At 54.4% G+C, this 26,457-nt stretch carries 28 protein-coding genes and 1 other RNA gene; 22 read left to right on the forward strand and 7 right to left on the reverse strand.

Annotated elements, in window-relative coordinates:
• Positions 1 to 9: 9 nt before the first annotated feature.
• Positions 10 to 828: a TerC family protein gene (locus tag Q4544_RS06985; RefSeq protein ID WP_303504779.1), complete on the reverse strand. Its 819-nt coding sequence runs from the start codon at positions 826 to 828 to the stop codon at positions 10 to 12.
• A 111-nt stretch (positions 829 to 939) separates the two neighbouring features.
• Positions 940 to 2,031 carry a pseudouridine synthase gene (locus Q4544_RS06990; protein ID WP_303504780.1) on the reverse strand — a complete coding sequence of 364 codons (1,092 nt, stop codon included), beginning with the start codon at positions 2,029 to 2,031 and terminating at the stop codon, positions 940 to 942.
• Between the two features lie 62 nt (positions 2,032 to 2,093).
• On the opposite strand from Q4544_RS06990, the gene Q4544_RS06995 reads away from it, so the two are divergent.
• The 12 genes from Q4544_RS06995 to Q4544_RS07050 all read left to right on the forward strand — a co-directional run bounded on the left by Q4544_RS06995 (position 2,094) and on the right by Q4544_RS07050 (position 10,882).
• Positions 2,094 to 2,546, forward strand: a complete 453-nt coding sequence (locus tag Q4544_RS06995) for a nucleoside deaminase (RefSeq protein ID WP_303504781.1) — start codon at positions 2,094 to 2,096, stop codon at positions 2,544 to 2,546.
• 101 nt (positions 2,547 to 2,647) lie between these two features.
• On the forward strand, positions 2,648 to 3,304 hold the full coding sequence (locus tag Q4544_RS07000; protein ID WP_303504782.1) for a ceramidase domain-containing protein: 657 nt from the start codon (positions 2,648 to 2,650) through the stop codon (positions 3,302 to 3,304).
• Between the two features lie 32 nt (positions 3,305 to 3,336).
• The gene (gene gatC, locus Q4544_RS07005; protein WP_303504783.1) at positions 3,337 to 3,624 is read left to right on the forward strand and encodes an Asp-tRNA(Asn)/Glu-tRNA(Gln) amidotransferase subunit GatC; all 288 of its coding nucleotides are present in this window, start codon (positions 3,337 to 3,339) and stop codon (positions 3,622 to 3,624) included.
• Positions 3,624 to 5,111, forward strand: a complete 1,488-nt coding sequence (gatA, locus tag Q4544_RS07010) for an Asp-tRNA(Asn)/Glu-tRNA(Gln) amidotransferase subunit GatA (protein ID WP_303504784.1) — start codon at positions 3,624 to 3,626, stop codon at positions 5,109 to 5,111. The genes gatC and gatA overlap by 1 nt, the downstream gene beginning before the upstream one ends.
• A gap of 34 nt (positions 5,112 to 5,145) precedes the next feature.
• Complete coding sequence (locus Q4544_RS07015) at positions 5,146 to 5,814, forward strand: hypothetical protein (RefSeq protein WP_303504785.1); 669 nt, start codon at positions 5,146 to 5,148, stop codon at positions 5,812 to 5,814.
• Positions 5,814 to 6,503, forward strand: coding sequence for an N-acetylmuramoyl-L-alanine amidase (locus Q4544_RS07020; RefSeq protein WP_303504786.1), 690 nt, complete (start codon positions 5,814 to 5,816; stop codon positions 6,501 to 6,503). The genes Q4544_RS07015 and Q4544_RS07020 overlap by 1 nt, the downstream gene beginning before the upstream one ends.
• 89 nt (positions 6,504 to 6,592) lie before the next feature.
• An RNA gene (rnpB, locus tag Q4544_RS07025) (RNase P RNA component class A) lies at positions 6,593 to 6,976 on the forward strand.
• Between the two features lie 361 nt (positions 6,977 to 7,337).
• Positions 7,338 to 8,393 (forward strand): hypothetical protein, encoded by a 1,056-nt coding sequence (locus Q4544_RS07030; protein WP_303504787.1) that lies wholly within the window; start codon positions 7,338 to 7,340, stop codon positions 8,391 to 8,393.
• A 65-nt stretch (positions 8,394 to 8,458) separates the two neighbouring features.
• Positions 8,459 to 8,851, forward strand: coding sequence for a curli assembly protein CsgF (locus Q4544_RS07035; protein WP_303504788.1), 393 nt, complete (start codon positions 8,459 to 8,461; stop codon positions 8,849 to 8,851).
• A gap of 3 nt (positions 8,852 to 8,854) precedes the next feature.
• The gene (locus Q4544_RS07040; RefSeq protein WP_303504789.1) at positions 8,855 to 9,868 is read left to right on the forward strand and encodes a CsgG/HfaB family protein; all 1,014 of its coding nucleotides are present in this window, start codon (positions 8,855 to 8,857) and stop codon (positions 9,866 to 9,868) included.
• 234 nt (positions 9,869 to 10,102) lie between these two features.
• The gene (gene rpmG / locus Q4544_RS07045) at positions 10,103 to 10,270 is read left to right on the forward strand and encodes a 50S ribosomal protein L33 (protein ID WP_106607011.1); all 168 of its coding nucleotides are present in this window, start codon (positions 10,103 to 10,105) and stop codon (positions 10,268 to 10,270) included.
• A gap of 99 nt (positions 10,271 to 10,369) precedes the next feature.
• Positions 10,370 to 10,882, forward strand: a complete 513-nt coding sequence (locus tag Q4544_RS07050; protein ID WP_303504790.1) for a GNAT family N-acetyltransferase — start codon at positions 10,370 to 10,372, stop codon at positions 10,880 to 10,882.
• A 61-nt stretch (positions 10,883 to 10,943) separates the two neighbouring features.
• Here Q4544_RS07050 and Q4544_RS07055 read toward each other — a convergent pair whose 3' ends face one another.
• Both Q4544_RS07055 and Q4544_RS07060 read right to left on the reverse strand, forming a co-directional pair.
• Complete coding sequence (locus Q4544_RS07055) at positions 10,944 to 11,723, reverse strand: Bax inhibitor-1/YccA family protein (protein ID WP_303504791.1); 780 nt, start codon at positions 11,721 to 11,723, stop codon at positions 10,944 to 10,946.
• Between the two features lie 122 nt (positions 11,724 to 11,845).
• Complete coding sequence (locus Q4544_RS07060) at positions 11,846 to 12,055, reverse strand: DUF1127 domain-containing protein (RefSeq protein WP_303504792.1); 210 nt, start codon at positions 12,053 to 12,055, stop codon at positions 11,846 to 11,848.
• A 125-nt stretch (positions 12,056 to 12,180) separates the two neighbouring features.
• On the opposite strand from Q4544_RS07060, the gene Q4544_RS07065 reads away from it, so the two are divergent.
• Positions 12,181 to 13,071 (forward strand): LysR family transcriptional regulator, encoded by an 891-nt coding sequence (locus Q4544_RS07065; protein WP_303504793.1) that lies wholly within the window; start codon positions 12,181 to 12,183, stop codon positions 13,069 to 13,071.
• A 2-nt stretch (positions 13,072 to 13,073) separates the two neighbouring features.
• Here the strand turns inward: Q4544_RS07065 and Q4544_RS07070 are convergent, their stop codons facing one another.
• A complete protein-coding gene (locus Q4544_RS07070; protein WP_303504794.1) occupies positions 13,074 to 14,033 on the reverse strand; it encodes an NADPH:quinone oxidoreductase family protein in 960 nt (319 codons plus the stop codon).
• Positions 14,034 to 14,326: 293 nt separating this feature from the next.
• On the opposite strand from Q4544_RS07070, the gene Q4544_RS07075 reads away from it, so the two are divergent.
• The 4 genes from Q4544_RS07075 (at position 14,327) to Q4544_RS07090 (ending at position 17,457) form a co-directional block, all read left to right on the forward strand.
• Positions 14,327 to 14,698, forward strand: a complete 372-nt coding sequence (locus Q4544_RS07075; protein ID WP_303504795.1) for a helix-turn-helix domain-containing protein — start codon at positions 14,327 to 14,329, stop codon at positions 14,696 to 14,698.
• Between the two features lie 50 nt (positions 14,699 to 14,748).
• Positions 14,749 to 15,552: a histidinol-phosphatase gene (gene hisN / locus Q4544_RS07080; RefSeq protein ID WP_303504796.1), complete on the forward strand. Its 804-nt coding sequence runs from the start codon at positions 14,749 to 14,751 to the stop codon at positions 15,550 to 15,552.
• A gap of 118 nt (positions 15,553 to 15,670) precedes the next feature.
• Complete coding sequence (locus Q4544_RS07085; RefSeq protein WP_303504797.1) at positions 15,671 to 17,011, forward strand: 8-oxoguanine deaminase; 1,341 nt, start codon at positions 15,671 to 15,673, stop codon at positions 17,009 to 17,011.
• A gap of 65 nt (positions 17,012 to 17,076) precedes the next feature.
• Positions 17,077 to 17,457 (forward strand): CAP domain-containing protein, encoded by a 381-nt coding sequence (locus Q4544_RS07090; protein WP_303504798.1) that lies wholly within the window; start codon positions 17,077 to 17,079, stop codon positions 17,455 to 17,457.
• Here the strand turns inward: Q4544_RS07090 and guaD are convergent.
• Positions 17,454 to 18,752 (reverse strand): guanine deaminase, encoded by a 1,299-nt coding sequence (guaD, locus tag Q4544_RS07095; RefSeq protein ID WP_303504799.1) that lies wholly within the window; start codon positions 18,750 to 18,752, stop codon positions 17,454 to 17,456. The genes Q4544_RS07090 and guaD overlap by 4 nt on opposite strands.
• 126 nt (positions 18,753 to 18,878) lie before the next feature.
• On the opposite strand from guaD, the gene mgtE reads away from it, so the two are divergent.
• The 4 genes from mgtE (at position 18,879) to Q4544_RS07115 (ending at position 23,618) form a co-directional block, all read left to right on the forward strand.
• On the forward strand, positions 18,879 to 20,276 hold the full coding sequence (gene mgtE, locus Q4544_RS07100) for a magnesium transporter (RefSeq protein ID WP_303504800.1): 1,398 nt from the start codon (positions 18,879 to 18,881) through the stop codon (positions 20,274 to 20,276).
• Positions 20,273 to 20,833: a 5-formyltetrahydrofolate cyclo-ligase gene (locus tag Q4544_RS07105; RefSeq protein ID WP_303504801.1), complete on the forward strand. Its 561-nt coding sequence runs from the start codon at positions 20,273 to 20,275 to the stop codon at positions 20,831 to 20,833. The genes mgtE and Q4544_RS07105 overlap by 4 nt, the downstream gene beginning before the upstream one ends.
• 104 nt (positions 20,834 to 20,937) lie before the next feature.
• A complete protein-coding gene (locus Q4544_RS07110) occupies positions 20,938 to 21,753 on the forward strand; it encodes a TIGR00282 family metallophosphoesterase (RefSeq protein WP_303504802.1) in 816 nt (271 codons plus the stop codon).
• An 86-nt stretch (positions 21,754 to 21,839) separates the two neighbouring features.
• Positions 21,840 to 23,618, forward strand: a complete 1,779-nt coding sequence (locus tag Q4544_RS07115) for an SLC13 family permease (protein ID WP_303504996.1) — start codon at positions 21,840 to 21,842, stop codon at positions 23,616 to 23,618.
• Between the two features lie 144 nt (positions 23,619 to 23,762).
• On the opposite strand, the gene Q4544_RS07120 is transcribed toward Q4544_RS07115, so the two are convergent.
• Entirely contained in the window at positions 23,763 to 25,535 is a 1,773-nt protein-coding gene (locus tag Q4544_RS07120; protein WP_303504803.1) for an SLC13 family permease, read from the reverse strand.
• 143 nt (positions 25,536 to 25,678) lie between these two features.
• On the opposite strand from Q4544_RS07120, the gene Q4544_RS07125 reads away from it, so the two are divergent.
• Complete coding sequence (locus tag Q4544_RS07125) at positions 25,679 to 26,419, forward strand: YebC/PmpR family DNA-binding transcriptional regulator (protein ID WP_303504804.1); 741 nt, start codon at positions 25,679 to 25,681, stop codon at positions 26,417 to 26,419.
• Positions 26,420 to 26,457 lie beyond the last annotated feature (38 nt).

The following is a 26,457-nucleotide window of genomic DNA, read 5'->3' on the forward strand; positions in this document are numbered from 1 at the left end:
GTTTTGAGTTTAGTGTGCGGAACCAGAAGAACGTTCTGCGTCCAGCTTTCTGGCGTATCCGGATTGAATGATCTCAACCACAAACAACACAACCACACTGAAATAGAAGGTTGTTTTGGACATTGGTACAACTTCGTGGCCAAAGAATTTCAACGCCAAAGCATCGTCATGCATCGCATGAGACGCGGCAACACCGGCTTCGCCGAGCAAAACAACACCGACGATCAACAGGATAAATAGGCCTAAAACCTCATACATACGGTTTTTCTCAAGGAACCGCGTTACACCATCGGCGAGGACCAACATCGCTAAGCCCGATAGGATGATCGCCGTTGCGAGGATCGGGAACACATCCGTGATCGCCAGCGCGGACAGGACGGAATCAAATGAAAAGATAAGGTTCATCAAAACGATCAACATCACCACTTTGGCCGCTGACTTACCACTCTTGTGGTCCAAATCCGAATCCAAATGCTGAACCGACAGCATGTGGCTGATCTCTTTAACCGCCGTGTAAATGATGAAAACACCACCAAGGATAAAGACACAAGTCGCAAAATTAACACCGCCTTCGATCAATCCTGGCTGGTTAAAGACCCAGAAAGGTTCCGCCAGAGAGTCGATCAAGCGGATCATCACAAACAGCAGCACCACCCGCAGGGCAACCGCGATAATGATCCCCCAGAACCGCACCGCTTTTTGGTGCGCAACAGGCGCGCGTTGAGATTCAATTGAGATATACAGAAGGTTGTCGAACCCCAAGACAGCTTGCAAAAAGCAAAGCATCAAAAGGTTCCCAAGATTTTCTATGGTTAGAAGGTCGGCCATAACACTGCCCCAAGTAAGAATGCATTTGGGTCAAGTGCATAGACCAACTCGGCCTCTGGGCAAAGCCGCTAATACGGGGAATTCCTGATTTGCTGTCTCAGCAACTAGGATTTAACGCTTTGGCGTAAATTTCCGCATCGGGCCGTTTGGCTTACCACCACTCGGTTTACCACCCGACCTGCTGCCACTTGGTTTGCCACCTGTTGGCTTTCCGCCAGCGGATTTCCCACGCAAGGATTTGCTTGGATCGCGTTTGGTTGGATCCATATTAGAAAGTTCATGCCGACCCGTTTTAGAGTTTGCATATGTTTTCTTACGCGTCGGGGTGCCAGTAGGCTTGCCGCCAGCAGGCTTTGTGATGCCTGCCTTGGCCCCAAACGGTTGACCTGTTCCGGGCTTACCCGCCATCGACTTGCGTCGGCGCGCAGGTGTTTTGCGCTCTTCTGGTGCAACCGCGCCATCAAGCCCAAGCTGATCGCGAACCACACGACGGCGCAGTTCTTCGACAGAACCTTGCTTCAGATCACCCAACTGAAACGGACCATAGGACACACGGATCAAGCGGTTTACCTTTAGGTCAATCGCTTCCATCGCACGACGAATTTCGCGGTTTTTGCCTTCGCGCAGTGCAACGGTGACCCAAGCATTCGCCCCTTGCTGACGATCCAAAGTGATCGTCATCGGCGCGAAACGCTCGCCATCCACGGTGATCCCGTCACGCAGCGGCTTAAACTGATCCTCTGTCGGGCGCCCATTGACCCGCACGCGGTATTTGCGCACCCAACCCGTCGAAGGCAGCTCAAGCTTGCGCTTTAGGTCGCCATCATTGGTTAGCAACAACAGACCTTCAGAGTTAATATCGAGCCGCCCAACGGTCATGACGTGTTTCGGCATCGTTGCTGGCAAATCTTCAAAGATCGTCGCGCGACCTTTTTCGTCACTATGGCTCGTCACCAAACCTGTTGGTTTGTGATAGAGCCAAATGCGTTCAGGCTCGCGCTCTGCAATGGGTTTGCCATCTACCAGAATCTTTTCGCGGCCTGTTACGTTTAACGCGGGCGAGGTTAAGACTTCGCCATTCACCGAAACGCGCCCCGCTTCAATCATGCGTTCTGCTTCGCGACGCGAAGCAATACCCACACGGGCGAGGACTTTGGCGATACGATCACCTTGCGATGCTGGTTTTGGGCTGTCTTTGGTCATTGACGCTCTCTAACGGGCAAAATGCCATTGCGAAAGGGGGAATGGTAAGGCAACAGATAAGAATGCAGTTCAAAAGCCACATGGATCACGCCTTGTCTGAGGCGAAAGCGGCCGCAAATCGTGGCGAAGTCCCGGTGGGCGCAGTCTTGGTCAGTCCTGATGGGACTGTATTGGCAACCGCTGGCAATCGCACTCGGGAACATAACGACCCGACAGGCCATGCCGAAATCCTAGCAATCCGCGCCGCTTGCGCCAAATTGCAAAGCGAACGTCTGCCGGGTTGCGATCTATACGTCACGCTTGAACCATGCCCTATGTGTGCCTCTGCCATCTCACAGGCACGCATTGCACGGGTATACTTCGGCGCATCTGATCCAAAATCAGGCGGTGTCGCTCAAGGCCCGCGTATCTTTGATCATCCTCAATGTCATCACAAGCCTGAAGTTTACGACGGGATAGCGGCAAGCGATTGCGAAGCACTCCTCAAAGACTTCTTCCGTGAAAAACGCACCTAAGCTTCACCTTTCCACAAATACTCTGGGGGAGGGCGAAACTCTGTTTCGACCGGGGGCAAAGCCCCCTAAGGTGAGCTTCAAACAAACCGAGCAGGTGCATTATGGATTGGACAAGACAGGTTGACGGTTACTGCGAGCGCCTCGATCCATCTTTTTGGGCGGAACCCATCAACGCAGTCACCAATGGCGCCTTTTTGGTCGTTGCCGTTATCATGTGGCGTCGCTCACAGGGATTGCCTTTAGCACGTCGCCTCTGTGCGGTTCTGTTTGCGATTGGCGTCGGCAGCTTCCTCTTTCACACCTATGCGCAAACATGGGCAGGTCTTGCGGATGTCTTACCGATCCTCATTTTTGTAGTGCTATATATATTCACAGCCACCAAGGCCTTTTGGCATCAATCCACGTGGCGTAGCCTCGGCATAACCGCGCTTTTCTTTCCTTATGCCGCAGCCCTTGTGCCGCTCTTTCAAATGATACCCGGTATCGGTGGCTCCGCGGCATACGGCCCAGTGCCCTTACTCATAGCACTCTACGCCTACGGCCTACGCAATCGCTTCCCTGCAACGGCCAAACGCCTCGCTATCGGCGCGGTGCTGGTGACCACATCTCTGCTGATCCGAACAGTCGACGCGCCGCTTTGTACGGCCATTCCTATGGGTACACATTTCATGTGGCATCTGCTGAATGCAGTGGCATTGGGCTGGATGATTGAAACCTACCGTCGCCACATGCTTGCACCGCTCCAAAAGCAAGGCTAAACGCTATTCCAAGAATACATTGGAGTTTTCGCATGTCGATTGACAAGGACACAGCCGCGCGCGTCGCAAAGCTTGCGCGCATCAAGGTCGAAGAGGACGCGCTGCCCGCGCTGGCAGAAGAATTCAACACCATCCTTGGGTTCATTGAACAGCTGAACGAAGTCGATGTCGAAGGTGTCGAGCCTATGACATCTGTCACCCCACAAAAGCTGAAACGCCGTGTGGACGTGGTTTCCGATGGGGACCAGCAGGACAAAGTGCTCGCCAACGCACCAGATGCACGCGAAGGCTTTTTTGCGGTTCCAAAGGTGGTTGAATAATGACTGATCTAAACAAACTTACTCTGGCCGACGCCCGCGATAAACTGCGCGCCAAAGAAATCACTTCGGTTGAATTGACCGAATCCTGCCTAGCCGCTGTCGAGAAATCCGGCGAGCTGAATGCATTCGTACACAACACACCAGAGATCGCTCTGACCCAAGCCAAAGCCGCAGACGCGCGTTTGGCCGAGGGCGATGCGCCTGCGATGTGCGGTCTGCCAATCGGTGTCAAAGACCTGTTCTGCACCAAAGGCGTGCCATCACAAGCCGCTAGCCGTATCCTCGAAGGTTTCCTGCCGGAATATGAATCCACCGTCACGCAGAACCTGTTTGATGCAGGCTCCGTCATGTTGGGCAAGCTCAACATGGACGAATTCGCCATGGGCAGCTCTAACGAAACATCTGTTTACGGCAATGCAGTCAACCCGTGGCGTCGTGGCAATGATGATGCCAAACTTACTCCAGGTGGTTCTTCCGGCGGTTCTGCTGCGGCTGTAGCGGCAGACATCTGCCTTGCTGCAACCGGTACTGACACAGGCGGTTCCATCCGTCAGCCCGCGGCCTTTACTGGCATTGTTGGCATCAAGCCAACTTACGGTCGTTGCTCCCGCTGGGGCGTCGTTGCTTTTGCCAGCTCGCTTGATCAAGCAGGCCCAATGACCAAATCCGTGCGCGACGCAGCCATCATGCTCGAAGCCATGGCCGGCCATGACGCCAAAGACAGCACTTCTGCGGAATTGGCCGTGCCAAATTTCGAAGCGATGCTAACGGGCGACATCAAAGGCAAGAAAATCGGTATCCCAAAAGAATACCGCATGGATGGCATGCCAGCTGAGATCGTTAAGCTCTGGGAAGATGGCACAGCCATGCTGAAAGCCGCTGGTGCAGAGATTGTTGACATTAGCCTGCCGCACACCAAATACGCGCTACCAGCCTACTATGTGATTGCACCTGCAGAAGCGTCTTCTAACCTCGCGCGCTACGATGGCGTACGCTACGGTCACCGCGCGACTTTGGCGCAGGGCGATGGCATCACTGAGATGTACGAAAAAACCCGCGCCGAAGGCTTCGGCCACGAGGTGAAAAACCGTGTGATGATCGGGACCTACGTTCTATCTGCGGGTTTCTACGACGCTTACTACAACCGCGCCCGTCGCGTGCGTGCACTGATCAAGAAAGACTTCGATGATGTCTTTGCTGCAGGCGTTGACGCAATCCTGACCCCAGCAACGCCCTCCGCGGCCTTTGGTTTGGGAGAGATGAACGATGCAGATCCAGTTAAGATGTATCTAAACGACGTCTTTACCGTCACCGTAAACCTTGCAGGCCTACCCGGTATTTCCGTACCAACCGGTATGGATTCCCAAGGCTTGCCCCTTGGTTTGCAGCTGATTGGTCGTCCATGGGAAGAGGGTGATTTGCTAAATACCGCCTATGCGTTGGAAAATGCTGCGGGATTCGTAGCGAAACCAAGCCAGTGGTGGTAAAAGGACCCAAATCAAAAAGCGTATGAGGCGAAAAATGCGGTTGATGTTATGTGGATGTGCCCTGTTGGCACTGGCGGCGTGTGCGCCGCAAGTACCTGATAGCGGTGCCGGTATCGGTTTTGACAACGCTAATCTCAACCCGCAACGCGCCTCTGCGCAAGGCTTCGAACCGGTGGTTCCAGCTGCACAGTCAGTTTCGTCAGAAACTCTTGCAACATTAGACGCAACGCGCCCATCGGGCACTGCGGCTGCATCTGGCCGTCAAGTCGTTGACGCAAGCCCATCTAACCCGCAGCCTGTGCAACTCGAAAACGCAGGCATTTCGGATGAAAACAACTTTGATTCCGTTGGCGCTCGTCGCTCAATCGAAGATGACGCTAAGCGTCGCGCAGAGATCGCCAGCCAATACCAAGTGATCCAACCCACAGCTTTGCCACAGCGTGAAAGCACAGGGCCAAATATTGTGGACTACGCCCTGCGTAGCACCAATCCAGTAGGCAACAGTCAATATAAGCGGTTCGGCATTAATGGGACGGCGCGTTCCGAACGCAACTGCGCCAATTACCCGACGCCGGATCAGGCACAGATTGATTTCTTAACCCGGGGTGGTCCAGTAAAGGACCGTTTGGGCCTTGATCCGGATGGCGACGGTTATGCCTGCTCTTGGGATCCAACGCCGTTCCGCGCGGCCAACGCCAACTGATGGCGCCTAAGGCGCCGACAATAAATCAAAAACCTTCGCCAAACTTTGGTCCGCGCCGCGATGGCGCGCGCCCGTCTTTGGTGGTTGTGCACTATACGGCCATGGCCACCGCCGAGGCCGCCTGCAACACGTTGTGCAATCCAGAAACAGAGGTCTCGGCCCACTATCTGATCAGTTCAGCGGGTGACGTTATTCAGCTTGTCGCCGAAGAGATGCGCGCATGGCACGCCGGGGCAGGGCAGTGGGGTGAGATTACCGATGTGAACTCGCATTCCATCGGGATTGAGCTTGATAACCTCGGAACCCATCCATTTGCAGAACCTCAAATGGCAGCGCTTGAAACCTTGTTACAGGGGATCATGCAGCGTTGGGATGTTCCAGCATCAGGGGTGATTGCGCATTCTGATTTGGCTCCACATCGCAAAATTGACCCGGGCCCGCGCTTTGATTGGCTGCGGCTAGCCAAACAGGGCCTAGCGCCTTGGCCTGATGATGCCGAAGGCGCAGAGCCTTGGGGCATCTCAGCCGCCAAATTTGGCTACCCGATACATTCCATTCTAGGGTGCGATGATCCTAAAGACGTTTGCTTTCAGGCCTTTAGATCTCGCTTTCGCCCTTGGGCAAGCGGCCCCGAAGACTCCGAAGATCGCCGCATCATGTCGCGGCTTGCGGCTCTGAAAGCGCCCTAACCTTCACCTTTCTAAAAATACTCAAATTCTAACTGAGCAACATCCACACCGTTGACCATCCTTGCGCCGCAGCCTATGTCTGCGCTTGCGTAGGGGGCTGGATGGCCGCGGGGGTAACCTCGAGGAAAGTCCGGACTCCACAAGATAATGGTGCCGGGTAACGCCCGGCTGGGGAAACCCAAGGGATAGCGCCACAGAGAATAGACCGCCTTGTTAAAGAGCCTAGCTTTTCAACGGGGTAAGGGTGAAACGGTGGAGTAAGAGCCCACCGCGGGACTGGCAACAGGACTGGCAAGGCAAGCCCCACCAGGAGCAATGCCGAATAGGGATCACACGCCGCTTGCGGCAAGGAAATCTTGGCCTGGTGATCCGGGTTGGCAGCTAGAGGGCGCTTGGTAACAAGCGCTTTAGATGAATGGTCATCCAAAGGGTTCGCCCTTGGACAAAATCCGGCTTATAGGCCCCCTGCGCGTATCGTTCAGAATAGGTTAATGTGAGTTTCGCCCAATTCAGTGCCTGAAACGTACGATTCGATTGAGACCTCTGCGAAGGTGGTCGAACTTGTACTTTGGTCTGGCGCAGTTTGAAGAATTTGACCTGATGGTTTACTTTAGGTCAACTTGTGGTGTAGCGCGAAAATTACCACTTCGTCTAAAGGCGTTATTTCGGGGAAAAATGTTAAATTTGGCATAGTTAACAGGCATTAACTTGTCGGGATTTTTTGTTTTTATGTTACCTATTTCAGCGGCGGACGGTATTCGGTTCTCCGGTTAAGAGGTATCCCAGATGGCGTCTGCCATTTCATATAAACAAAAATAATGGGACGGACAGTTCATGAAAAAACTACTCCTCGCCAGCTCAGCTTTGCTGATGGCGCCAGCGTTGGCTTCGGCTAATTCCAACGAAGTTCACTATTCTGGCCAAGGCTACGGAAACAGTTTCTCCGCTTACCAAAGCGGATCAGGCAACACTATCGGCGCAGAGGCTCCATACTGGGGGGCATACTATTCAGTGCCTTCTGATTACGCAGCTGGTCAGCAAGTTGGCGACTACAACAGAGCAGATGTTCGCCAGAGCGGTACAAACAACGCTGTAACCTTTAACCAAGGTTCAGACAAAGTTTATGGCTACCGTGGTTATTCTTACGGCAGCACGGACACCGGGTACCGCAACATATTGGATACCGATCAATATGGTACGTCCAACGTTGCGTCCACTTGGCAGTCTGGCAACTATAACAACGCGCGCCAGTACCAAAGCGGTTCTAACAACGCATCCCATGTTAACCAATATGGTGACAGCGATCGTGTGTCTGGGTCTCAGTCCGGTGTGTCCAACGCTGCAATCGTACGTCAAGGCGCGGACCGGAATGGCCCAAGCTATCGCGTTGTGACCTATACACAAAGCGGCAGCGACAACGTTCTGCAAAGCAACCAGAATGATGGCTACGGTACATATAACTTTGGTACCCAAACCATCACGTCTAACCAATATGGTAACGGCAACGATGCATATTTGGACCAAGTTGGTGGCAACTCTGCATATTTGTTCCAATCCGGAAACGACAACTTTGCAGATGTTGATCAGCAGTCTGTCTTTGCAGGGCGTAGTGGCACATATGCGCATACAGCAAACGTACGCCAGTACGGTGACTACAACCGCGCAACTGTGAACCAATCTGGTGGCACATCCAGCGGCAACGATGCCCATGTCGTGCAGACGGGTGATCGTAACAATTCCAGCATCCGTCAAACCGGTTCTGAGGGTTTTGTTCGATTGACACAAACCGGCGATAGCAACAGCTTCTCCATCACTCAGGGCGGCTATGGCAACTCTGTGAGCTTGGCTATGGTTGGCAACGGCGGCCGGATTAGCCTGTCGCAGTACTAATCTGAATTGCAGCTAACAGTTGGGTGGGCAAATTTGCCCACCCATTCACCATGGGGACAAGTCACATGCGGTTCATGACGATTGCAGCTATTGCAGCAACAGCGGTGTTTGCAGCACTGCCAGTGCACAGTTCGGATCAAACGTTTTCATTCAACCATCCTTCCTTTGGTGGGAGCGGATTGAATTCGGCGTATTATCTGTCTTTGCTGGAAAGCCAAAAGCAGTTCGAAGAAGAAGAAAAGACGTCGCTTGAGCAATTCTCCGAAGATTTGGAACGGCGCATTCTATCTACTTTGGCCTCGGATGTTGTTGAGCAAATCTTTGGCGAGGATGCCTCGGCCGATGGGTCGTTCACAGTCGGTGGCTTGGACGTGACCTATGAAACTGTCGGTGGGGATGTTCACATCACATTGACAGACGGAATTGGCACCACCGAAATTATTGTGCCGGAGTTATAAGACGTGACATTTGCAAAGGTATCTCTTCTTGCATCCGCTCTGGCTTTGGCCGGGTGTGGCAACTTAGATTTTGAACCCAGTGCGCCAGAAGACAGCCAAGCAGGCGAGGCAATTGCGCGCGGGGCGCAAGACTATCAGCCGCTTGGGTCATTTCCGCAACGCAAACAAAAGATCAAGATCGCCGTTTATGAATTCCCTGACCTGACGGGCCAGCACAAGCCCAATCAGGACTTTGCCCAATATTCCAAAGCTGTGTCGCAAGGGGCGGATGCCTTTGTCGTGTCAGCGCTGCGGGATGTAGGGCAGGGCACTTGGTTTAATGTGCTAGAGCGCCGCTTTTCTGAATCCATTCTGAACGAGCGCCGCATTGCGATTGGACAAACAAACGAAGCACGGCAACGCGCCCATACTGTGCGTGAGCTGGAACGGGTCCGCGCAGAAGAACGCGTTGTGAATGCCAAGATGCGTGACTTACGGATGCAAGCCGAAAGAGACTATGCGCAGTTTGCGAAAACCGGCTTGCCTGCGGATGTGCCGCCTTATGAAAAGACATTGGCGGATTTGGATAACTTCCATCAGCTGCAACTCAGCAAAATCGAAAAGCCGCAGCCTTTTTCAGCCTTTGCATTGGGAACGCCAATCGCGAATTTGGTGACGGCAGATTATTTGGTGACCGGTGCTATCGTTGGCTATGACTCCGACATTCAAACAGCAGGTGCGGGCGCGCGGTTCTTGAATGTTGGTGCGTTTGATGAACGGCGCAAAGACGTCATGACAGTGAATGTTCGGCTTGTACGGGCCAGTACGGGCGAGATTGTCGGCAATGAAACGGTGACGCAAAAGATCGTCTCGGTTCGTACGCAAGGCGATGTGCTTAGCTACACAACGATCAACCGGGTGCTAGAATTCGAAGCCGGCTATGCCACCAACGAGCCGGGGACGTTTGCCTTGGATGCCGCCATTCGCGTGGCCTTGTCTAAGATTTTGCAGGAACAACAGCGAGTAGGGCGCTGGTGATCACGACCATAGCAGCGCGTTTATAGCATCGTGCTTGCACTCGAGGGGCTGTTTCGGTACGGCCCCTTTTGTGTCTTTTGGCATAGATGTTGGTCTGGTCTTGGATAATTGATAAAAATCCCCAAAACCATGACAATTCCATGAACTGCCCATTGACTTGGGCTGTGGCGCTAGTAAAAGGCCAACTCAATAGAGATTTCACGGGCAGCTGCTGCCCGGCGCAGGAGAAGACCAATGGCGAAGCCGACCACAATTAAGATCCGCCTTAACTCGACCGCGGGTACTGGCCACTTCTACGTGACCAAAAAGAATGCACGCACGATGACCGAAAAGATGGTCGTACGTAAGTACGATCCGGTGCTGCGTAAGCATGTCGAGTACAAAGAAGGCAAGATCAAGTAAGATCACTTTCTTAGACACATGCAAGAGCCGCGCCAAACGAGCGCGGCTTTTTGCTTTTTAACGTCGCGCTGAAAATATCATTTTTTCAGGACAGTGACGATGACGACTTTTTACGAAATTAGACCCGCCAGACCCAGTGACGCAGATGCGATCTCTGCGATGATGCACGCGAGTTATGGCGAATTACTAAAGCCCGATTATAACCCGCGCATCCTATCCAAGGCCTTGCCACGTATTTCCACTGCACGGCCGGAGCTATTGGCCTCTGGCACCTATTACGTGGCTGAGCGTCTGGGGACCGGTGAAATTCTGGGATCAGGGGGCTGGACTGACATCAGCCCAACACGCGGCCTTGGTGCCGCCGGAGAGGGGCACATGCGGCATCTTGCTGTGCACCCAGATGTCTTGCAGCAAGGGATCGGGCGGGCTTTGGCCGAGGTGTCTTTGGCCTCTGCACGGGCGCTTGGCGTCACCTGTCTACGGTGTATGAGCACGCTGACGGCTGAACCGTTTTATCAGGCAATGGGATTTGGTCGGCTTCAGAACATCGAGCTGACACTCGAGCCAGGCTTGTTTTTCCCTGCGGTCGAGATGCGAAAAAACATTGCTTAGGCCAATAAAAAAGGTCGGCTGAATAAGCCGACCTTTCTGTATTTGTCAGTGACGCGCGGTATTACTCGCGGTTACCTAGCAAGTTCAGCAGAAGCATGAACATGTTGATGAAGTCGAGGTAGAGGCTGAGCGCGCCCATGATGGCGGCTTTGCCCATCCATTCGGAATCACCGGAATGTGCGTGCTGTAGGTATGTGTTTTTGATGTTCTGCGTGTCGTAGGCTGTAAGACCAGCAAAGATCAGAACGCCAATGATAGAGATTGCAAAAGCAATCGCAGAAGACGCCATGAAGATGTTGACGATTGACGCAACAACCAAGCCAATCACACCCATGATCAGGAAAGACCCCCAACCAGAAATGTCTTTCTTAGTGGTGTAGCCCCACAGGGACAGGCCCGCGAAGGTGATTGATGTGATCAAGAACACCTGAATAACGGAGTAGCCTGTGTAGACAAGGAAGATCGAGCTAATCGACAGACCCATCAGAACGGCAAATGCGTAGAACGTCAGCTGAACGCCAGCGGCGGACAAGCGGTTCATCGCGGCACCAAAGCCAAAGAAGACAAAGGCCAGTGGGGCAAACATGATCACCCATTTCAGTGGGGATGTGTAAATCGCAGCACCAAAGGACGTCAGGAACTTACCTGACCCGATTTGTGCCACTGCGTTTGCTGGGTCAGTTGTGACCGCAAGGCCCGCAATCGCCCAAGCCGCAAGGAATGTGATGAACATGCCCACAGACATTGTGCTGTAAACTTTGTTCATGTGGGCGCGTAGCCCTACGTCGATGTCCGCTGCACGGGCACCGGCCACGCCGCGGATTGTGTCAAATTGAGCCATCAAAGCCTCCGATTAAAGTCTTATGGGCCCCCGAAATCATTCGGAGGCCGTCACAATGGAATATCGGTGAGCTTTGTGTGTTTTTCAAGGAATTCCGCCCTGAAATCGGACGGAATTTTTAATCATTTGTGCCAGCGGCACGGAAAGTCAAAGACGGATCGTTTGGCTTCGGCTTGTGCGTCCTGCTTTGTGATGCCCAGATCGTCCAGCATATGTGGGGATAAGCGGCTTAATTCGTTGCGTTGACGGCGCAGGGTAAGCAGATCAGTCAAGGTACGACCCTTTTCCGAAGAGAGGCCTGCAAAACGACCGAATGTGTCTAGGAATGTCATGGTCTTGTCCTTTCTTGGATGTGATGCGTCTTTTGGGTTTCATCAAAACCTTTGATATATATGCTTGACAACGGGACATGTTTGAAACGAATGTTTGTTGTGTCTTTCATCAAGGATTGTGATCAATGAGAAATCTCGACGTAACAACGTTGCGCAGTTTTATGGCTGTGGCGGATCTGGGCGGCGTGACAAAAGCAGCCGGATTTTTGAATTTGACGCAATCGGCTGTGTCGATGCAGCTAAAGCGGCTTGAGGAGTTGCTGGGCGTGTCCTTGTTAGATCGCAGCGGCCGTACCATTGCTTTAACCGCAGAGGGGGAGCAACTTTTGGGCTATGCCCGCCGGATGGTGGCCTTAAATGACGAGATCGTCCGACGCCTCAGCCATCAAGAATACGAAGGCGAAATCACTTTGGGCGTGCCGCATGACATCGTGTACCCCGTCGTACCGCGTGTATTAAAGCAATTGAAAGCGGCCTTTCCGCGGATGCGGGTGCAATTATTGTCAGAACACACGAAGTTCCTGAAAGAGAAATTCGAAAAGGGCGAGTGTGATTTGATCCTCACCACCGAAAACACAGCCGGTGGCGAGGAACTTTGCCGGATGGCACTGGCGTGGATCGGTGCGCCGGGTGGGGCAACCTGGCGGCGGCGGCCTTTGCGGTTTGCCTCTGGGCGGTATTGCCTGTTCCGTCCGTTGGCTTTGAATGGGTTGGACGAGGCCGGTATCGAATGGGAAAATGCCCTAGATACAGAATCTGATCGGTCAATCGAAGTCACGGTTGCGGCAGATTTAGCTGTGACAACCATGATCGAGGGGACCAAGCCACCACAGCTTGAAGTGATCGACCATGGTGGGGCGCTGCCCGATTTGGGCGAGCAGTTGATCAACATGTACGGCGCAGAAAAGAATCCCGGCGAGGTGATCGCGCAATTGGCAGAGCTGTTGCGGCATGGCTTTCGGAACACCCACACGCATTATGACGCGGATCAAAACCGGCGAGTTGTGTCGCTTTGACCTTACATCGTTACGACGATTTTGCCCGTCGATTTGCGCGTACGCAGAAGTTCTAGCGCATCGGCGGTTTGATCCAGGGGCAGGGTGTGGCTGACATGTGGTTTCAGCTTGCCCTCGGTGTACCAATCGAACAGCTGGCTAAGGCTGTCGGTCACGACCTCGGGTTTGTACTTTAGATAGCCGCCCCAATAGACACCCATTACGGTTAGGTTCTTAACGAGCATATGGTTGGCAGGTATTTGTGGAACATCACCGCTGGCAAATCCGATTGGCAATAGCCGCGCATCTGGGTTTGCCGCACGAAAAGCGTCTTTCCACTGTTCGCCGCCGATGGGATCATAAACCACATCTGCACCGCCAAGCGCTTTGACGGTGTCTCGGATGTTTTCTGTTGTGGCATCAATCAAATGATCCGCGCCGACCTGTTTGGCGATAGCCAGTTTATCGCCGCCGCGCGCGCAGGCGATGACGCGCGCGCCCATTAGTTTACCGATTTCAACTGCGGTAAGGCCGATTCCCCCCGCTGCACCCAGCACCAAAAGGGTCTCATTTTTGCGTAAATTCGCGCGATAATCGAGTGCAACGTGACTCGTGCCATAGGCGATTTGAAATGCCGCGGCGTCACGAAACGACATACTGTCGGGCAGCGCAACGGCGCGTGCCGCATCAAAGCACCCAAATTCCGCAAGCCCACCTTGGCCGCCAAAGACCGCAACACGCGTACCCACGGCCGGGCCTGTGGTGTCAGGCCCATGCGCCTCGACCACGCCTGCGATCTCCATGCCGCTAATAAAAGGGAGGTCCGGTGTATCTTGGTAAGTGCCTTTCAACATTAGAAGATCTGCGAAATTAAGACCGCATGCGTGGATTTTTACAAGGATTTGACCGGGCTTTGGGGTAGGGGCGTCCACCTCTTTTAGGGCCGGTTTTTCATCAAATGACGTGACCTGAAACGCGCGCATAAATCCTCCTAAAATGGGCCGGTGCCCTTTGTTTATTAAGGCATGGAGCTAACAAGGCAAAGCAGTTACGGCGCGTCATAATCGACGCAACCTTTGGCAACCCTAGGGTTATTAATCTTTGCAATTTTTCTCAAATAGCTTGATCAATTTGAATGAAATGCTAAAGTAAGGGTGCTGCTGTAGGGATGCGCAGCAGAAATCTAAGACGTGAATGTCAGTATGGGAGCTGGCTTAACGCCCAGATATGGCGCGCAATCGGCATGTTTGGTTCATTTGTAAACAAGGAGTTACCCATGACGCACCCCGTTGACGTTCATGTCGGCAAGCGGATTAGACACCGCCGCTGGCTGGTTGGCAAAACACAGCAGCAGCTGGCCGAACAAGTGGGCATTAAATTTCAGCAAATTCAAAAATATGAAACAGGCGCGAACCGCGTTAGTGCTTCTCGGCTTTGGGATATCGCCGAAGCACTGGATGTGCCTGTAAGCTTCTTTTTTGAAGGCATTGGCGAACCTGCGCAGGCGAAGCAAGCGGGATCCTCTATTCCAGCGGATCTGATGGGCGATAAAGAAGCCCTTGATCTGGTACGGTCGTATTATGCGATCCCAGAAAATCAGCGCCGTCGCCTTTTTGAATTGGCACGCGTTCTTAGCAACGTAGCTTGAGTTTTGGTCCATCCTGATGTAGCGCGACTATAACAGGATGGAGGCCAAAAATGAGCAATACAGCATACACTGGTGCAGAGCTTTTAGCAGTTGCACATGAAATGGCCGACGCTGCCCGCGCGGCCATTTTGCCGTTTTTCCGGCAAACTGATTTGGTTGCTGACAATAAGCTCGACGGCGGATTTGATCCTGTTACCGCAGCAGATCGCGCTGGCGAACGGGCGATGCGAGCAGTGTTGGCTGCGAAACGTCCGGATGATGGCATTTTGGGCGAAGAATATGGCACCCAAGACGGTACCTCTGGCTTGGTTTGGGTGCTTGATCCCATCGACGGAACCCGTGGTTTTATCAGTGGCACGCCGACTTGGGGCGTGTTGATTGCTTGTTCTGACGACAACGGCCCGGTGCTGGGCGTGATTGATCAGCCTTATATTGGCGAGCGGTTTGTTGGCGGCTTTGGCACAGCAGAAGTGCAGGGACCACATGGCGTTATCCCATTTAAGACAAAGCAGAATTCTGAATTGTCTCAGGCTATTCTGTTCACCACTTTTCCCGAAGTTGGAACCGAGATTGAAGCGGCAGCGTTTCGCAAGGTTTCTGAACAGGTGCAACTGACGCGCTTTGGCATGGATTGCTATGCCTATGGCTTGGTGGCAACGGGGCAGGTCGATCTGGTGATCGAGGCGGGCTTGAATGCTTATGACATTCAAGGTCCGATTGGTGTGATCGAAGCAGCGGGTGGGATTGTGACCGATTGGCAAGGCAAACCTGCGCATATGGGTGGCCGCGTTTTGGCCGCAGCGAACCCTGACATCCACGCGAAAGCCTTGGCCATCCTTAAGGGTATTGAGTGATCTCATCTTGATCTCAACCCTACGCAGAGTTACTTTGAACCTGCGTTGAGACCTTTGCCCGCTTTCTGTCAACGCCTGTGTCACTCCACACACCGAAACGGGTCTGTGGAGTGCGATTATGCAAAAACAAGAGATATTGATTAAGCACGCCGATGTTGTCCTGACGATGGACGACAGCGGGACAGAGCTGCATGGCGTTGATATTCGCGTACAAGGCGGCCAAATTGTTGAAGTGGGTCAAGGGCTTGAGACGACAGGCGAGGTTGTGTTGGCCAAGGGCTGTGTCGTCACGCCGGGCTTGGTCAACACGCATCATCATCTGTTTCAAACGTTAACGCGGGCGGTTCCGGGGGCGCAGGACGCGCTGCTGTTTGGATGGTTGCAGCGGCTATACCCGATTTGGTCGCGTTTTGGCCCGGACGAGATGTTTTCATCTACTCAAATCGGTTTAGCGGAACTTGCACTGTCAGGTTGTTCACTAAGTTCCGATCATTTGTATCTATTTCCTAACGGCGCGCGCTTGGATGACACCATTGAAGCGGCCGCAGAAGTCGGATTGCGGTTCCATCCAACTCGTGGCGCTATGAGCATTGGCGAAAGCGCGGGGGGCCTGCCACCGGACGCTTTGGTCGAGGGCGAGGCGGCTATTTTGGAAGATAGCATTCGGGTTGTGGATGCCTATCATGATCCAACGGTTGGCAGCATGTGCCGCGTCGGTATCGCGCCATGTTCGCCCTTTTCCGTGAGCCGCGAGTTGATGCGCGACGCTGCCCTTTTGGCGCGGGACAAGGGCGTGATGTTGCACACGCATCTGGCAGAGAACGACGAAGATATTGCCTATTCGTTAGAGAAATTCGGCTGTCGCCCCGGGCAATATGCCGAGGAGTTGGGTTGGACTGGATCAGATGTTTGGCACGCGCATTGCGTTAAGCTTGATGGTCAAGAGATTGATTTGTTTGCAAAAACGAAAACCGGGGTTGCGCATTGCCCGTGCTCGAATTGCCGACTTGGCTCTGGCATCGCGCCAGTGCGCCAAATGCGGGACGCGGGTGTGCCCGTTGGCTTGGGCGTTGATGGTTCGGCCAGCAACGACATCGCTAATTTGATGGGTGAAGCGCGCCAAGCGATGCTATTACAACGGGTGCAAAACGGGGCCAACGCCATGAGTGCACGCGAGGCGTTGCGGATCGCGACGCGCGGCGGAGCCGAGGTATTGGGGCGCGATGACTGCGGCCAGATTACTGTGGGTAAACGGGCCGACATCGCGATCTGGGATGTGTCGGGTTTGGAAAGTGCGGGCAGTTGGGACCCGGCAGCGCTGGTTTTGGCGGGGCCACAAAAAGTACGAACACTTTTCGTCGAAGGACGTGAAATTGTGAGGGATTTTCACCTCACCTCCATAAACCTTTCGTTAGCAATTGAACGCCAGAATTCACTAGCGGGGGCGCTGGTGGAGTAAAAACTATGCTTAGAAAAGGGATGTTCCTTTTCGGGGCTTTGACGTTGTGTCTGGCGTCAACAGCTATGGCGGGACCTGTCCGTGAGGTCGCGCAGTTGACCAATCATTACCGTGCGAAATTCGGCCTGCCGCCGCTGCAAATCTCGACAACATTGGAATATGTCGCCCAAAGCCATGGGGATGACATGGGGCGCAACGGCTATTTCTCGCATGTGGGGCGCGATGGCTCTGATATTGGGGATCGCGCACAGCGGGGCGGATATCGCTACTGTGTGATTGCTGAAAACATCGCCATGGGGCACCGGTCTCCACGCGCGGTTATTCGCGGCTGGATCGACTCGCCGGGGCATCGCGCCAACCTACTGGACCATGAGGTCGCCGAAATTGGCGTGACGCGGGGCAGGGGTGATATTTGGGTGATGGTGCTGGGAAATCGCCAATGCTAGCCAGCTTTGCCATTGATCCAGACCGCGCGCACCGCTCGGTCGTCGCCCATCATGATCGTCGGAAATACCGATTCCCAAATATCCTCGGCGCGGGTGGCACGTTGGGCGATGGCCTCGGTCGAGGCAAGGTCCAGCACCACAAGATCGGCCTCCATCCCCGGCGCGAGGTTGCCGATGCGATCATCCATATGCAACGCCCGCGCGCTGCCTTGGGTGGCAAGCCATAACAATTGCGCGGCATGCAATGGGGTGTGCCGCAACTGACCAACTTCATAGGCAGCAGCCATGGTGCGCAGCATCGAAAAGCTAGACCCGCCGCCGGTATCAGTGGCCAAACCAACGCGATGGCCCTCTGCCATCAGGCCTGCCATGTCAAATAGCCCAGAGCCAATAAAGGTATTCGATGTCGGGCAATGCACAAGGCCCGCGCCCATCTCGCGCAATCGCGCACGTTCACGGTCTGTCAGGTGGATGGCGTGCCCATAAAGGCCGCGTGCGCCTAATAAGCCATACATCTCATAGGTATCCAGATAGTCACGCGCCTCTGGATACAGCCCTTTGACCCATTCAATCTCATCCGTTTGCTCAGACAGATGCGTCTGCATCAAACAATCCGGGTTCTCCCTCCAAAGCGCGCCTAGCGCTTCTAACTGTTCTGGCGACGACGTCGGCGAAAAGCGTGGCGTGATCGCGTAACTCAACCGATCCACCCCATGCCATGTGTTTAGCAAGTGCTGGCTTTCGTCATAGGCGCGCTGCGCTGTGTCCCGCAAATCATCCGGTGCATTGCGATCCATACAAGTTTTGCCCGCGACCACACGTTGTCCGCGCGCCTGCGCCGCCTCAAAAAACGCATCCACAGAGGCCGGGTGAATCGTGCAAAAGCTGACCATCGTCGTGGTGCCATGGCTGCGCGTCAGATCAAGGTAGCGATTGGCAATCTCTGACGCATAGGCCTTGGACGAAAATCGCGCCTCTTCAGGAAAGGTATAGCTGTTCAGCCAGTCAATCAGCCGCTTACCCCAGCTCGCGATCATGGCGGTTTGCGGATAATGCACATGGGCATCCACGAAACCGGCCATAATCAGCCCATTGCCGTAATCAACTACGCGGGCCAGCGGGTGAAGCGCGCGCAAAGTGTCAGCCTGATCCACCGCTGCCACATGCCCATCGCGTAGTAAAACAGCGCCACGTGTCTCGTGGTGGACGGCGTCTTGGATCGAACTCTCAAAGGGATTGCCTGTAAAACTTAGGGTTTGCCCAAGCAACAGTGTGGTACCTGCCGAATCTGTCATAGCTCGTCCTCTCGGGTTTACGATAGCTTGCCGCAAATCATCAGTAAATTGCCGCTGCGCCATTGAGTTTCCACCCGCATTTCCCCTATTGTCGCGACAACGACCGAAAGCGGCAGCGGGGGCAAAATGACCGAATTCTCAGATCAGATCACGCCCGAGCCGGAACTCGATGAAGAAGACGTATATATTCTAGATCGCAAAGACATTTCTGCGGTTCTAGAGGCCGTCGAAACCGCCGATCGCCATAAGCTGCTTGAGCTTATGGAGCCGATGCACGCCGCTGACATCGCCGACCTCTTGGAACAGATCAGCGGCAGTGACCGAGAAGACTTAATTCGTCTGTACGATCAAGAGTTTGACGGCGAAATCCTGTCAGAACTTGACGAGAGCATTCGCGAAGAAGTCATTGGTATTTTGCGCCCCGAAACGCTCGCCGAAGCGGTGCGCGAGATGGAATCCGATGATGTTGTCGACTTGGTCGAAGATTTGGATGAACCGCAACAGGCGGTTATTCTTGATGCTCTCGAAGATGCAGATCGTGTCGCCGTTGAACAAGCGCTGAATTATCCAGAGGCTTCAGCCGGTCGTTTGATGCAGCGCGAAACCGTCATGGCGCCAGAACATTGGACGGTGGGCGACGCGATTGACTACATGCGCGACGCGGATGAACTGCCCGAACAATTCTACCATGTGATCCTTGTGGATCCGCGCACGAAGCCCGTTGCCAATGTGACCCTTGGCAAAATCATGGGCGCACCACGAACGACGCCCTTGAAGAATCTCGCCGAAGAGATGTTTCAGGTCATCCCAGCGACCCAGGACGAGGGCGAGGTCGCCTATGCGTTTAACCAGTATCATTTAATCTCGGCACCGGTTGTTGACGAAGACGACCGTCTTGTTGGGGTGATCACCATTGACGATGCGATGGCGGTGCTGGACGAAGAACACGAAGAAGACATCTTGCGATTGGCTGGTGTTGGCGAAGAAAGCTCTCTTTCAGACAGGGTTATGGAAACCACGCGGCAACGGTTGCCTTGGCTCGCGGTGAACCTTGTGACGGCCATCTTGGCCTCGCTTGTGATTGCGCAATTTGAGGCAACGATTGCGCAATTTGTGGCGCTGGCTGTCTTGATGCCAATTGTCGCCTCGATGGGGGGCAATGCGGGCACCCAATCGCTGACCGTTGCAGTGCGCGCGATTGCCACCAAGGATTTAACCAGCGCTAACGTCTGGCGCGTGATCCGTCGTGAGATATTGGTGGGGTTGGTGAACGGCGTCTTGTTTGCTGTGATCATGGGGATTGTGGGCGTCATTTGGTTTGGCACGCCCATGCTAGGCGTTGTGATTGGACTGGCGATGGTGATCAATCTGGTCGTTGCGGGGCTGGCCGGAACGGGCATTCCTGTGCTGCTGGAAAAAGTCGGTGTTGATCCGGCCTTGGCCTCAGGCGCCTTTGTGACGACTGTCACGGATGTAGTTGGTTTCTTTGCCTTTTTGGCCCTCGCCGGTGCGATTTTACTATGAGCGATCTCGCTAACCAAAAAGCCGCTGCACGCAAAGCTGGGTTCGCCCGTCGCAAAGCCGCTTTTGACGTACACACACCTGCGCAATCTGCCTACCTCAGCGAAGTTCTCGCAGGCTATCGCGGTGTTCCATTGGCAGGCTATATGCCGATCCGCACAGAAATCACGCCCCTTGGTGCCATGGCCGAGGCAAGCGCTTACGGCCCAGTTGGCGTGCCTGTGATCACGGGAGAGGGCCAACCGCTAAAATTCTCCCGCTGGGAGCCAGAGACGCCTTTGCGCGATGGCCCGTTCGGAGCGCAAATTCCAGCAGTTGATGATTTCTTCGAACCAGAAATCGTGATTGTGCCGCTGGTGGCCTTTGATATGCAGGGCGGGCGGCTTGGTTATGGCGGGGGCTTCTATGATCGCACGCTTGAACAATTGCGCGCCAAACGCGCCACGCTCGCGATTGGATTTGCCTTTGACGCGCAAGAGGCCATAGGCCTGCCGCTGGAGCCAACAGATCAGCCGCTTGACTTGATTGTCACAGAAACCGGCATCCGTGATTTCAGCTAAGATTGCGGCAAAGCCACCACGTCCTGTCTTCATCTTTCTAAAAATACTCAAATTCCGCGCTTGCCACTTGCCCAGCCCGCTTTTGGGCATTAGGCCCAACCCCCATGAAAATCATGTTTCTCGGAGATGTCATGGGCCGCGCAGGCCGCGCCGCCGTGACCGAACACCTGCCACGTCTTCGTAAAGAATGGGCGTTGGATTTTGTCGTGATCAATGGCGAAAACGCCAGCAATGGTATGGGACTTAGCGCAGATCACGCGCAGGTGCTGTTTGATGCAGGCGCCGATTGCGTCACACTGGGTGATCATGCGTTTGACCAAAAAGACATGATGCAACACATCGACAAAGACAGCCGGATCATCCGTCCGCTGAACTATGCCCAAGTCGAAGTCCCCGGCCGCGGCCACCGCATTTTTGACGTGCGGGGCAAAAAGGTGCTGGTGGTGCAGGCGCTCGGGCAGGTCTTTATGAAAAAGCCCTATAGCGATCCGTTTTCTGCGGTGGACCGTGTGCTTAAAAACCACCCACGTGGCGGCATGGTGCAAGCGATCATCGTGGATATGCATTGCGAAGCCACATCCGAGAAAATGGGCATGGGTCACTTTTGTGATGGCCGCGCATCGCTTGTTGTGGGCACACATACCCATGTGCCAACTGCTGACACGCAAATCTTGCCCAAAGGTACGGCATTTCAAGCAGATGCTGGCATGTGCGGCGACTACAATTCCGTCATTGGTATGGAAAAAGCCGAACCCATGCGCCGCTTTGTGACTGGCATGCCGAAAAACCGGTTCACCCCAGCCTTGGGCGAGGCGACGCTTTCAGGCGTCTATGTGGAAACCGATGACCGTACCGGCGCCGCGACGCGCATAGAAATGGTGCGCCAAGGCGGACGCCTTAGCCAATCTGGCCCAGTTTAAGCTAAAATCAGACAATTGCGAAAAGAGGCGCTTGCGTGTGCGAGCGCCTTGGTGAATTCTGGCTGACGGGCAACGAAGGGGCGCTTATGGATTTCTTCCAATTTACGCAGACCACCCAAGCGGTTTTGACACTGGCCACCGTAGGGGTCATGTTCATCCTGTTCCTGCGCGAAAGCTTCCCAACAGAGGTCGTCGCCATTGCGGGCGTCGCAACGCTGCTCGTGCTGGGCGTCTTGCCCTATGATCAAGCCCTCACAGTTCTGTCCAATCCGGCCCCTTGGACCATTGCCGCGATGTTCATTGTGATGGGGGCCTTGGTGCGTACCGGCGCGCTGTCATCCTTTACCCATCTGGCGGATCGCAAAGCCAAAACAAACCCCAAGCTGGCCATCGCAATGCTGATTGGCTTTGTCGTGATTTCCTCGGCGATTGTGTCCAACACGCCCGTCGTTGTGGTGATGATTCCGGTCTTCATCCAACTCAGTGGCACATTAGGGGTTTCCCCAAGTAAACTGCTTATCCCACTCAGCTACGCTGCCATTCTAGGCGGCACACTGACATTGATTGGCACCAGCACCAATCTATTGGTCGATGGTGTTGCCCGCGCCGAAGGGCTCGAAGGGTTCTCGATTTTCGAAGTCACCCCATTGGGCGTCATCCTTGTAGCATGGGGCATGTTCTATCTGCGCTTTATCGGGCCGCGTCTGTTACCGGATCGCGATTCAATGGCCAGCCTTTTGGGCAATCGTAGCCAGATGAAATTCTTTACCGAAGCCGTGGTTCCACCGGATTCAAACCTGATTGGCCGTGAAGTCACTGGCATTCAACTCTTTAAACGGGAAGGGGTGCGCCTAATCGACGTGATCCGCGGCGATGACTCGCTGCGCCGCAAGCTTAAGGGTGTGGAACTACAGGTCGGTGACCGCGTTGTTTTGCGGACCAAAATGACAGAGCTACTAAGCCTGCAGCGCGATAAATCCCTCAAGCGGGTTGATCAGGTATCTGCGGTTGAAACCAATACTGTCGAAGTTCTAATCACCCCCGGCTGCCGCATGGTCGGCCGTCGTTTGGGCGGTCTACGTCTGCGTCGGCGCTATGGTGTTTATACGCTGGCAGTGCACCGTAAAAACCAAAATATCGGCATGCAATTGGATGATCTCATTGTGCGGGTCGGGGACACGCTGCTACTCGAAGGGGCACCCGCAGATATTCAACGACTGGCCGCCGATATGGATATGGTGTCTGTCAGCCAACCCACAGAACGTGAATACCGCCGCGAACACGCGCCCATCGCATTGGCGGCCTTGGTGGCACTTGTCGCTCTGGCAGGCTTTGGCGTCGCGCCAATCTTCCTGCTGTCGATCCTTGCCGTCGCCATTGTCCTGATCACCCGCTGTATCGACGCGGACGAGGCCTTTGCCTCTGTCGACGGGCGCTTGCTGTCCCTGATCTTTTCGATGCTGGCGATTGGTGTTGCCCTGCAAAGCTCGGGCGCTGTCAGCCTAATTGTCGAAGCCATCGCACCCTATCTTGGCATGCTGCCACCCGTCTTGGTGGTCTGGGCGATCTATCTACTGACGTCAGTCCTGACAGAGATGGTCTCAAATAACGCGGTTGCTGTGGTTGTAACCCCGATTGCTGTCGGGTTGGCAGAGGCCATGGGCATCGACGCCCGCCCGCTGGTCGTGGCTGTCATGGTCGCCGCATCCGCCAGCTTTGCCACACCGATTGGCTATCAAACAAATATGCTGGTCTACGGCCCCGGCGGCTATCGGTTCAGCGACTTTTTACGCGTCGGCATTCCGCTGAACCTCAGCATCGGCCTGCTTGCTAGCCTCATCATTCCGTTTATCTGGCCGCTGTAACCAAAGAGGGGGGCGCTGCCCCCGCCGCTGAAACTCCGTTTCAACGACTCCCCCGAGGTATTTAGATCAGGAAAAAACTGCTTTTTCTTGACCCAAAATACCTTGGGGGAGAGGCCAAAGGCCGAGGGGGCAAGGCCCCCATTTTTACATCGGCCAGAACACAAGGATCGCCGGGATAGAAACTGCTACAACCAGCACCTCAAGCGGCAGGCCAATCCGCCAATAGTCCCCAAAGCGATAGCCACCGGGGCCAAGGATCAATGTATTGTTCTTATGGCCAATCGGCGTGAGGAAGGCAGAGCTTGCAGCGACCGCAACCGCCATCAAGAAGGGGTCGGGCGACACGCCAAGGCTTTGGGCCATTTGGATCCCAACAGGCGCCGCGACGATGGTGGTTGCGGTGTTGTTTAGCACATCACTTAGCGTCATCGTGACCAACATCAGCACTGTTAGGATCGCCCAGGCGGGCAGACCTGCTGTCAGATCCACCAAGGTGCCCGCAATCAGTTCTGTTCCGCCAACCCGTTCAAGGGCTGCACCCAATGGGATCATACTGCCCAGCAGCACCACAACAGGCCATTCGATATGGGTGTAAAGCTCTGACAAGGGCACGATCTTTGTTAGCACATAGGCCATCACAACCATCCCAAGTGCGATGGGCAGATAGATGATGCCCAAAGCGGCGGCTATGACCGCGCCGGTGAACAATCCAATCGCCAGCCAGACTTTATTATCCGCTGTAACAGCCAACCCACGATCCGCCAAAGGCAAGCATCCCAACCAATCGGTGATGTCATTGCCACGATCTTTTGGCACCAATAGCAGCAGGATGTCACCCGCTTTCACCTCGGTCTTACGCAGGTGTTGCGTGATGCGGCGGCCTTCGCGCGACAAGCCCATCAAAACTGCCCCTTGGCGCCAGGCCAGCCCCAAACGTTCCGCTGTTTTGCCAGTGATACGAGCGTTTTCCGGCACAACGACCTCGATCACATCAAGCCCATCGCCCGCGGCTTTCAACCGTTCCTCACGCTCGACATCTGAGAAACTCAACGAAAGCGCCGCGCGGAATTCGTCCAGCGCATCGGGTGTTGCCTCTAGGATTAAAGTATCTTGCGCCTGCAATTCCACGTTCCGCGCCGCGCCGTAGCGGCGTTTGCCATTGCGGATCAGCCCCAACAAAGCAACATCGGATTTAGACGCTGCCTCTTCCAGTTCTGCCAATCTCTTACCGATTTGCTTGCTGTCCTCGGGCACTGTCAGCTCGGCGATATATTCTGTGATGTCTGACATGTTCCGCCCTGCATCCTCGCGTTGCGGGATCAACCGCCAGCCAACCAAGGCCACAAACACCAACCCCGCAATCGCCGTGATTCCACCCACGGGGGCGAAATCAAACATCTTGAATGGCTCGCCCAAACTGTCCTCGCGGATCGTGGCGATGATGATATTCGGCGGCGTGCCGATCAATGTGGCCATGCCCCCAAGAATGGTCGCAAATGATAGTGGCATCAGGGACAATCCTGGGCTGCGTCCGGCCTTGCGGGCCGTCTGCACATCGACTGGCATCAAAAGCGCTAGTGCCGCTACGTTATTCATAAAGGCCGACAAAACGCCGCCAATTCCACCCATCAACGTGATGTGCCCACCCAAACTGCGCGAGCTATCAACCAAGGTGCGCGTGATCAGAAACACCGCCCCAGACCGCACCAACCCTGCCGAGACAACCAGCACCAAGGCCACAACCAAGGTCGCCGGATGGCCAAAGCCGGAAAAGGCTTCTTTTTCAGGGATAACACCCAATAAAACGCCCGCAATCAGCGCGCAAAAGGCGACCAAATCGTAGCGAAATCGCCCCCATAGCAATAGGCCAAAGACCACGCCAAAAAGCGTAAAAAGAATGATCTGATCTTGCGTCATGTGCTTACCTGTCTTGTTTGATCCTAACCAAAACCACCCACGCCCAGCACACAAGGGGAAAAGGGAGGCATTCGCCAACTTGAACCTCTCCCCAACCTTAGGCTATACGGGGCGAAATACGTTCAAAACACAGGGCAATTCGCATGGCTGGCCACAGTAAATGGGCAAACATCCAGCACCGTAAGGGGCGTCAGGACGCCGCGCGGTCTAAACTGTTTTCCAAACTCGCAAAAGAAATCACCGTTGCTGCCAAAATGGGCGACCCGGATCCGGAGAAAAACCCGCGTCTGCGTATGGCTGTCAAAGAAGCCAAATCCCAATCCGTGCCAAAGGACGTGATCGAACGCGCCATCAAAAAGGCCGTGGGTGGCGACGCTGAAAACTATGACGAAATCCGCTACGAAGGTTACGGCCCAAATGGTGTGGCCGTTATCGTCGAAGCAATGACCGACAACAAAAACCGCACAGCCTCTACCGTACGGTCCACATTCTCAAAGAATGGCGGCAACTTGGGTGAAACCGGCTCTGTTGGGTTTATGTTCGAACGCAAGGGCGAGATCGTCTATCCGGCCACCATCGGCGATGCTGATGACGTCATGATGGCAGCCATCGAAGCCGGTGCCGAAGATGTCGAAAGCTCCGAAGATGGCCACATCATCTACTGCGCAGACACCGATCTGAACGACGTGTCAAACGCGCTCGAAGCAGAGCTGGGCGAAACTGAATCCACCAAGCTGATCTGGAAACCAACCACGACAACAGAGTTGGATCTGGAAAATATGCAAAAACTGATGAAGCTTGTGGACGCACTTGAAGACGACGACGACGTTCAGCGCGTGACAACAAACTTCGAAGCCTCAGACGAAGTCATGGCGCAGCTCTAAGCTGTAATAGTTTGAATGATTTAGAAAACCCGCTGAGA

Source organism: Cognatishimia sp. 1_MG-2023, assembly GCF_030548175.1.
GTDB lineage: Bacteria > Pseudomonadota > Alphaproteobacteria > Rhodobacterales > Rhodobacteraceae > Cognatishimia.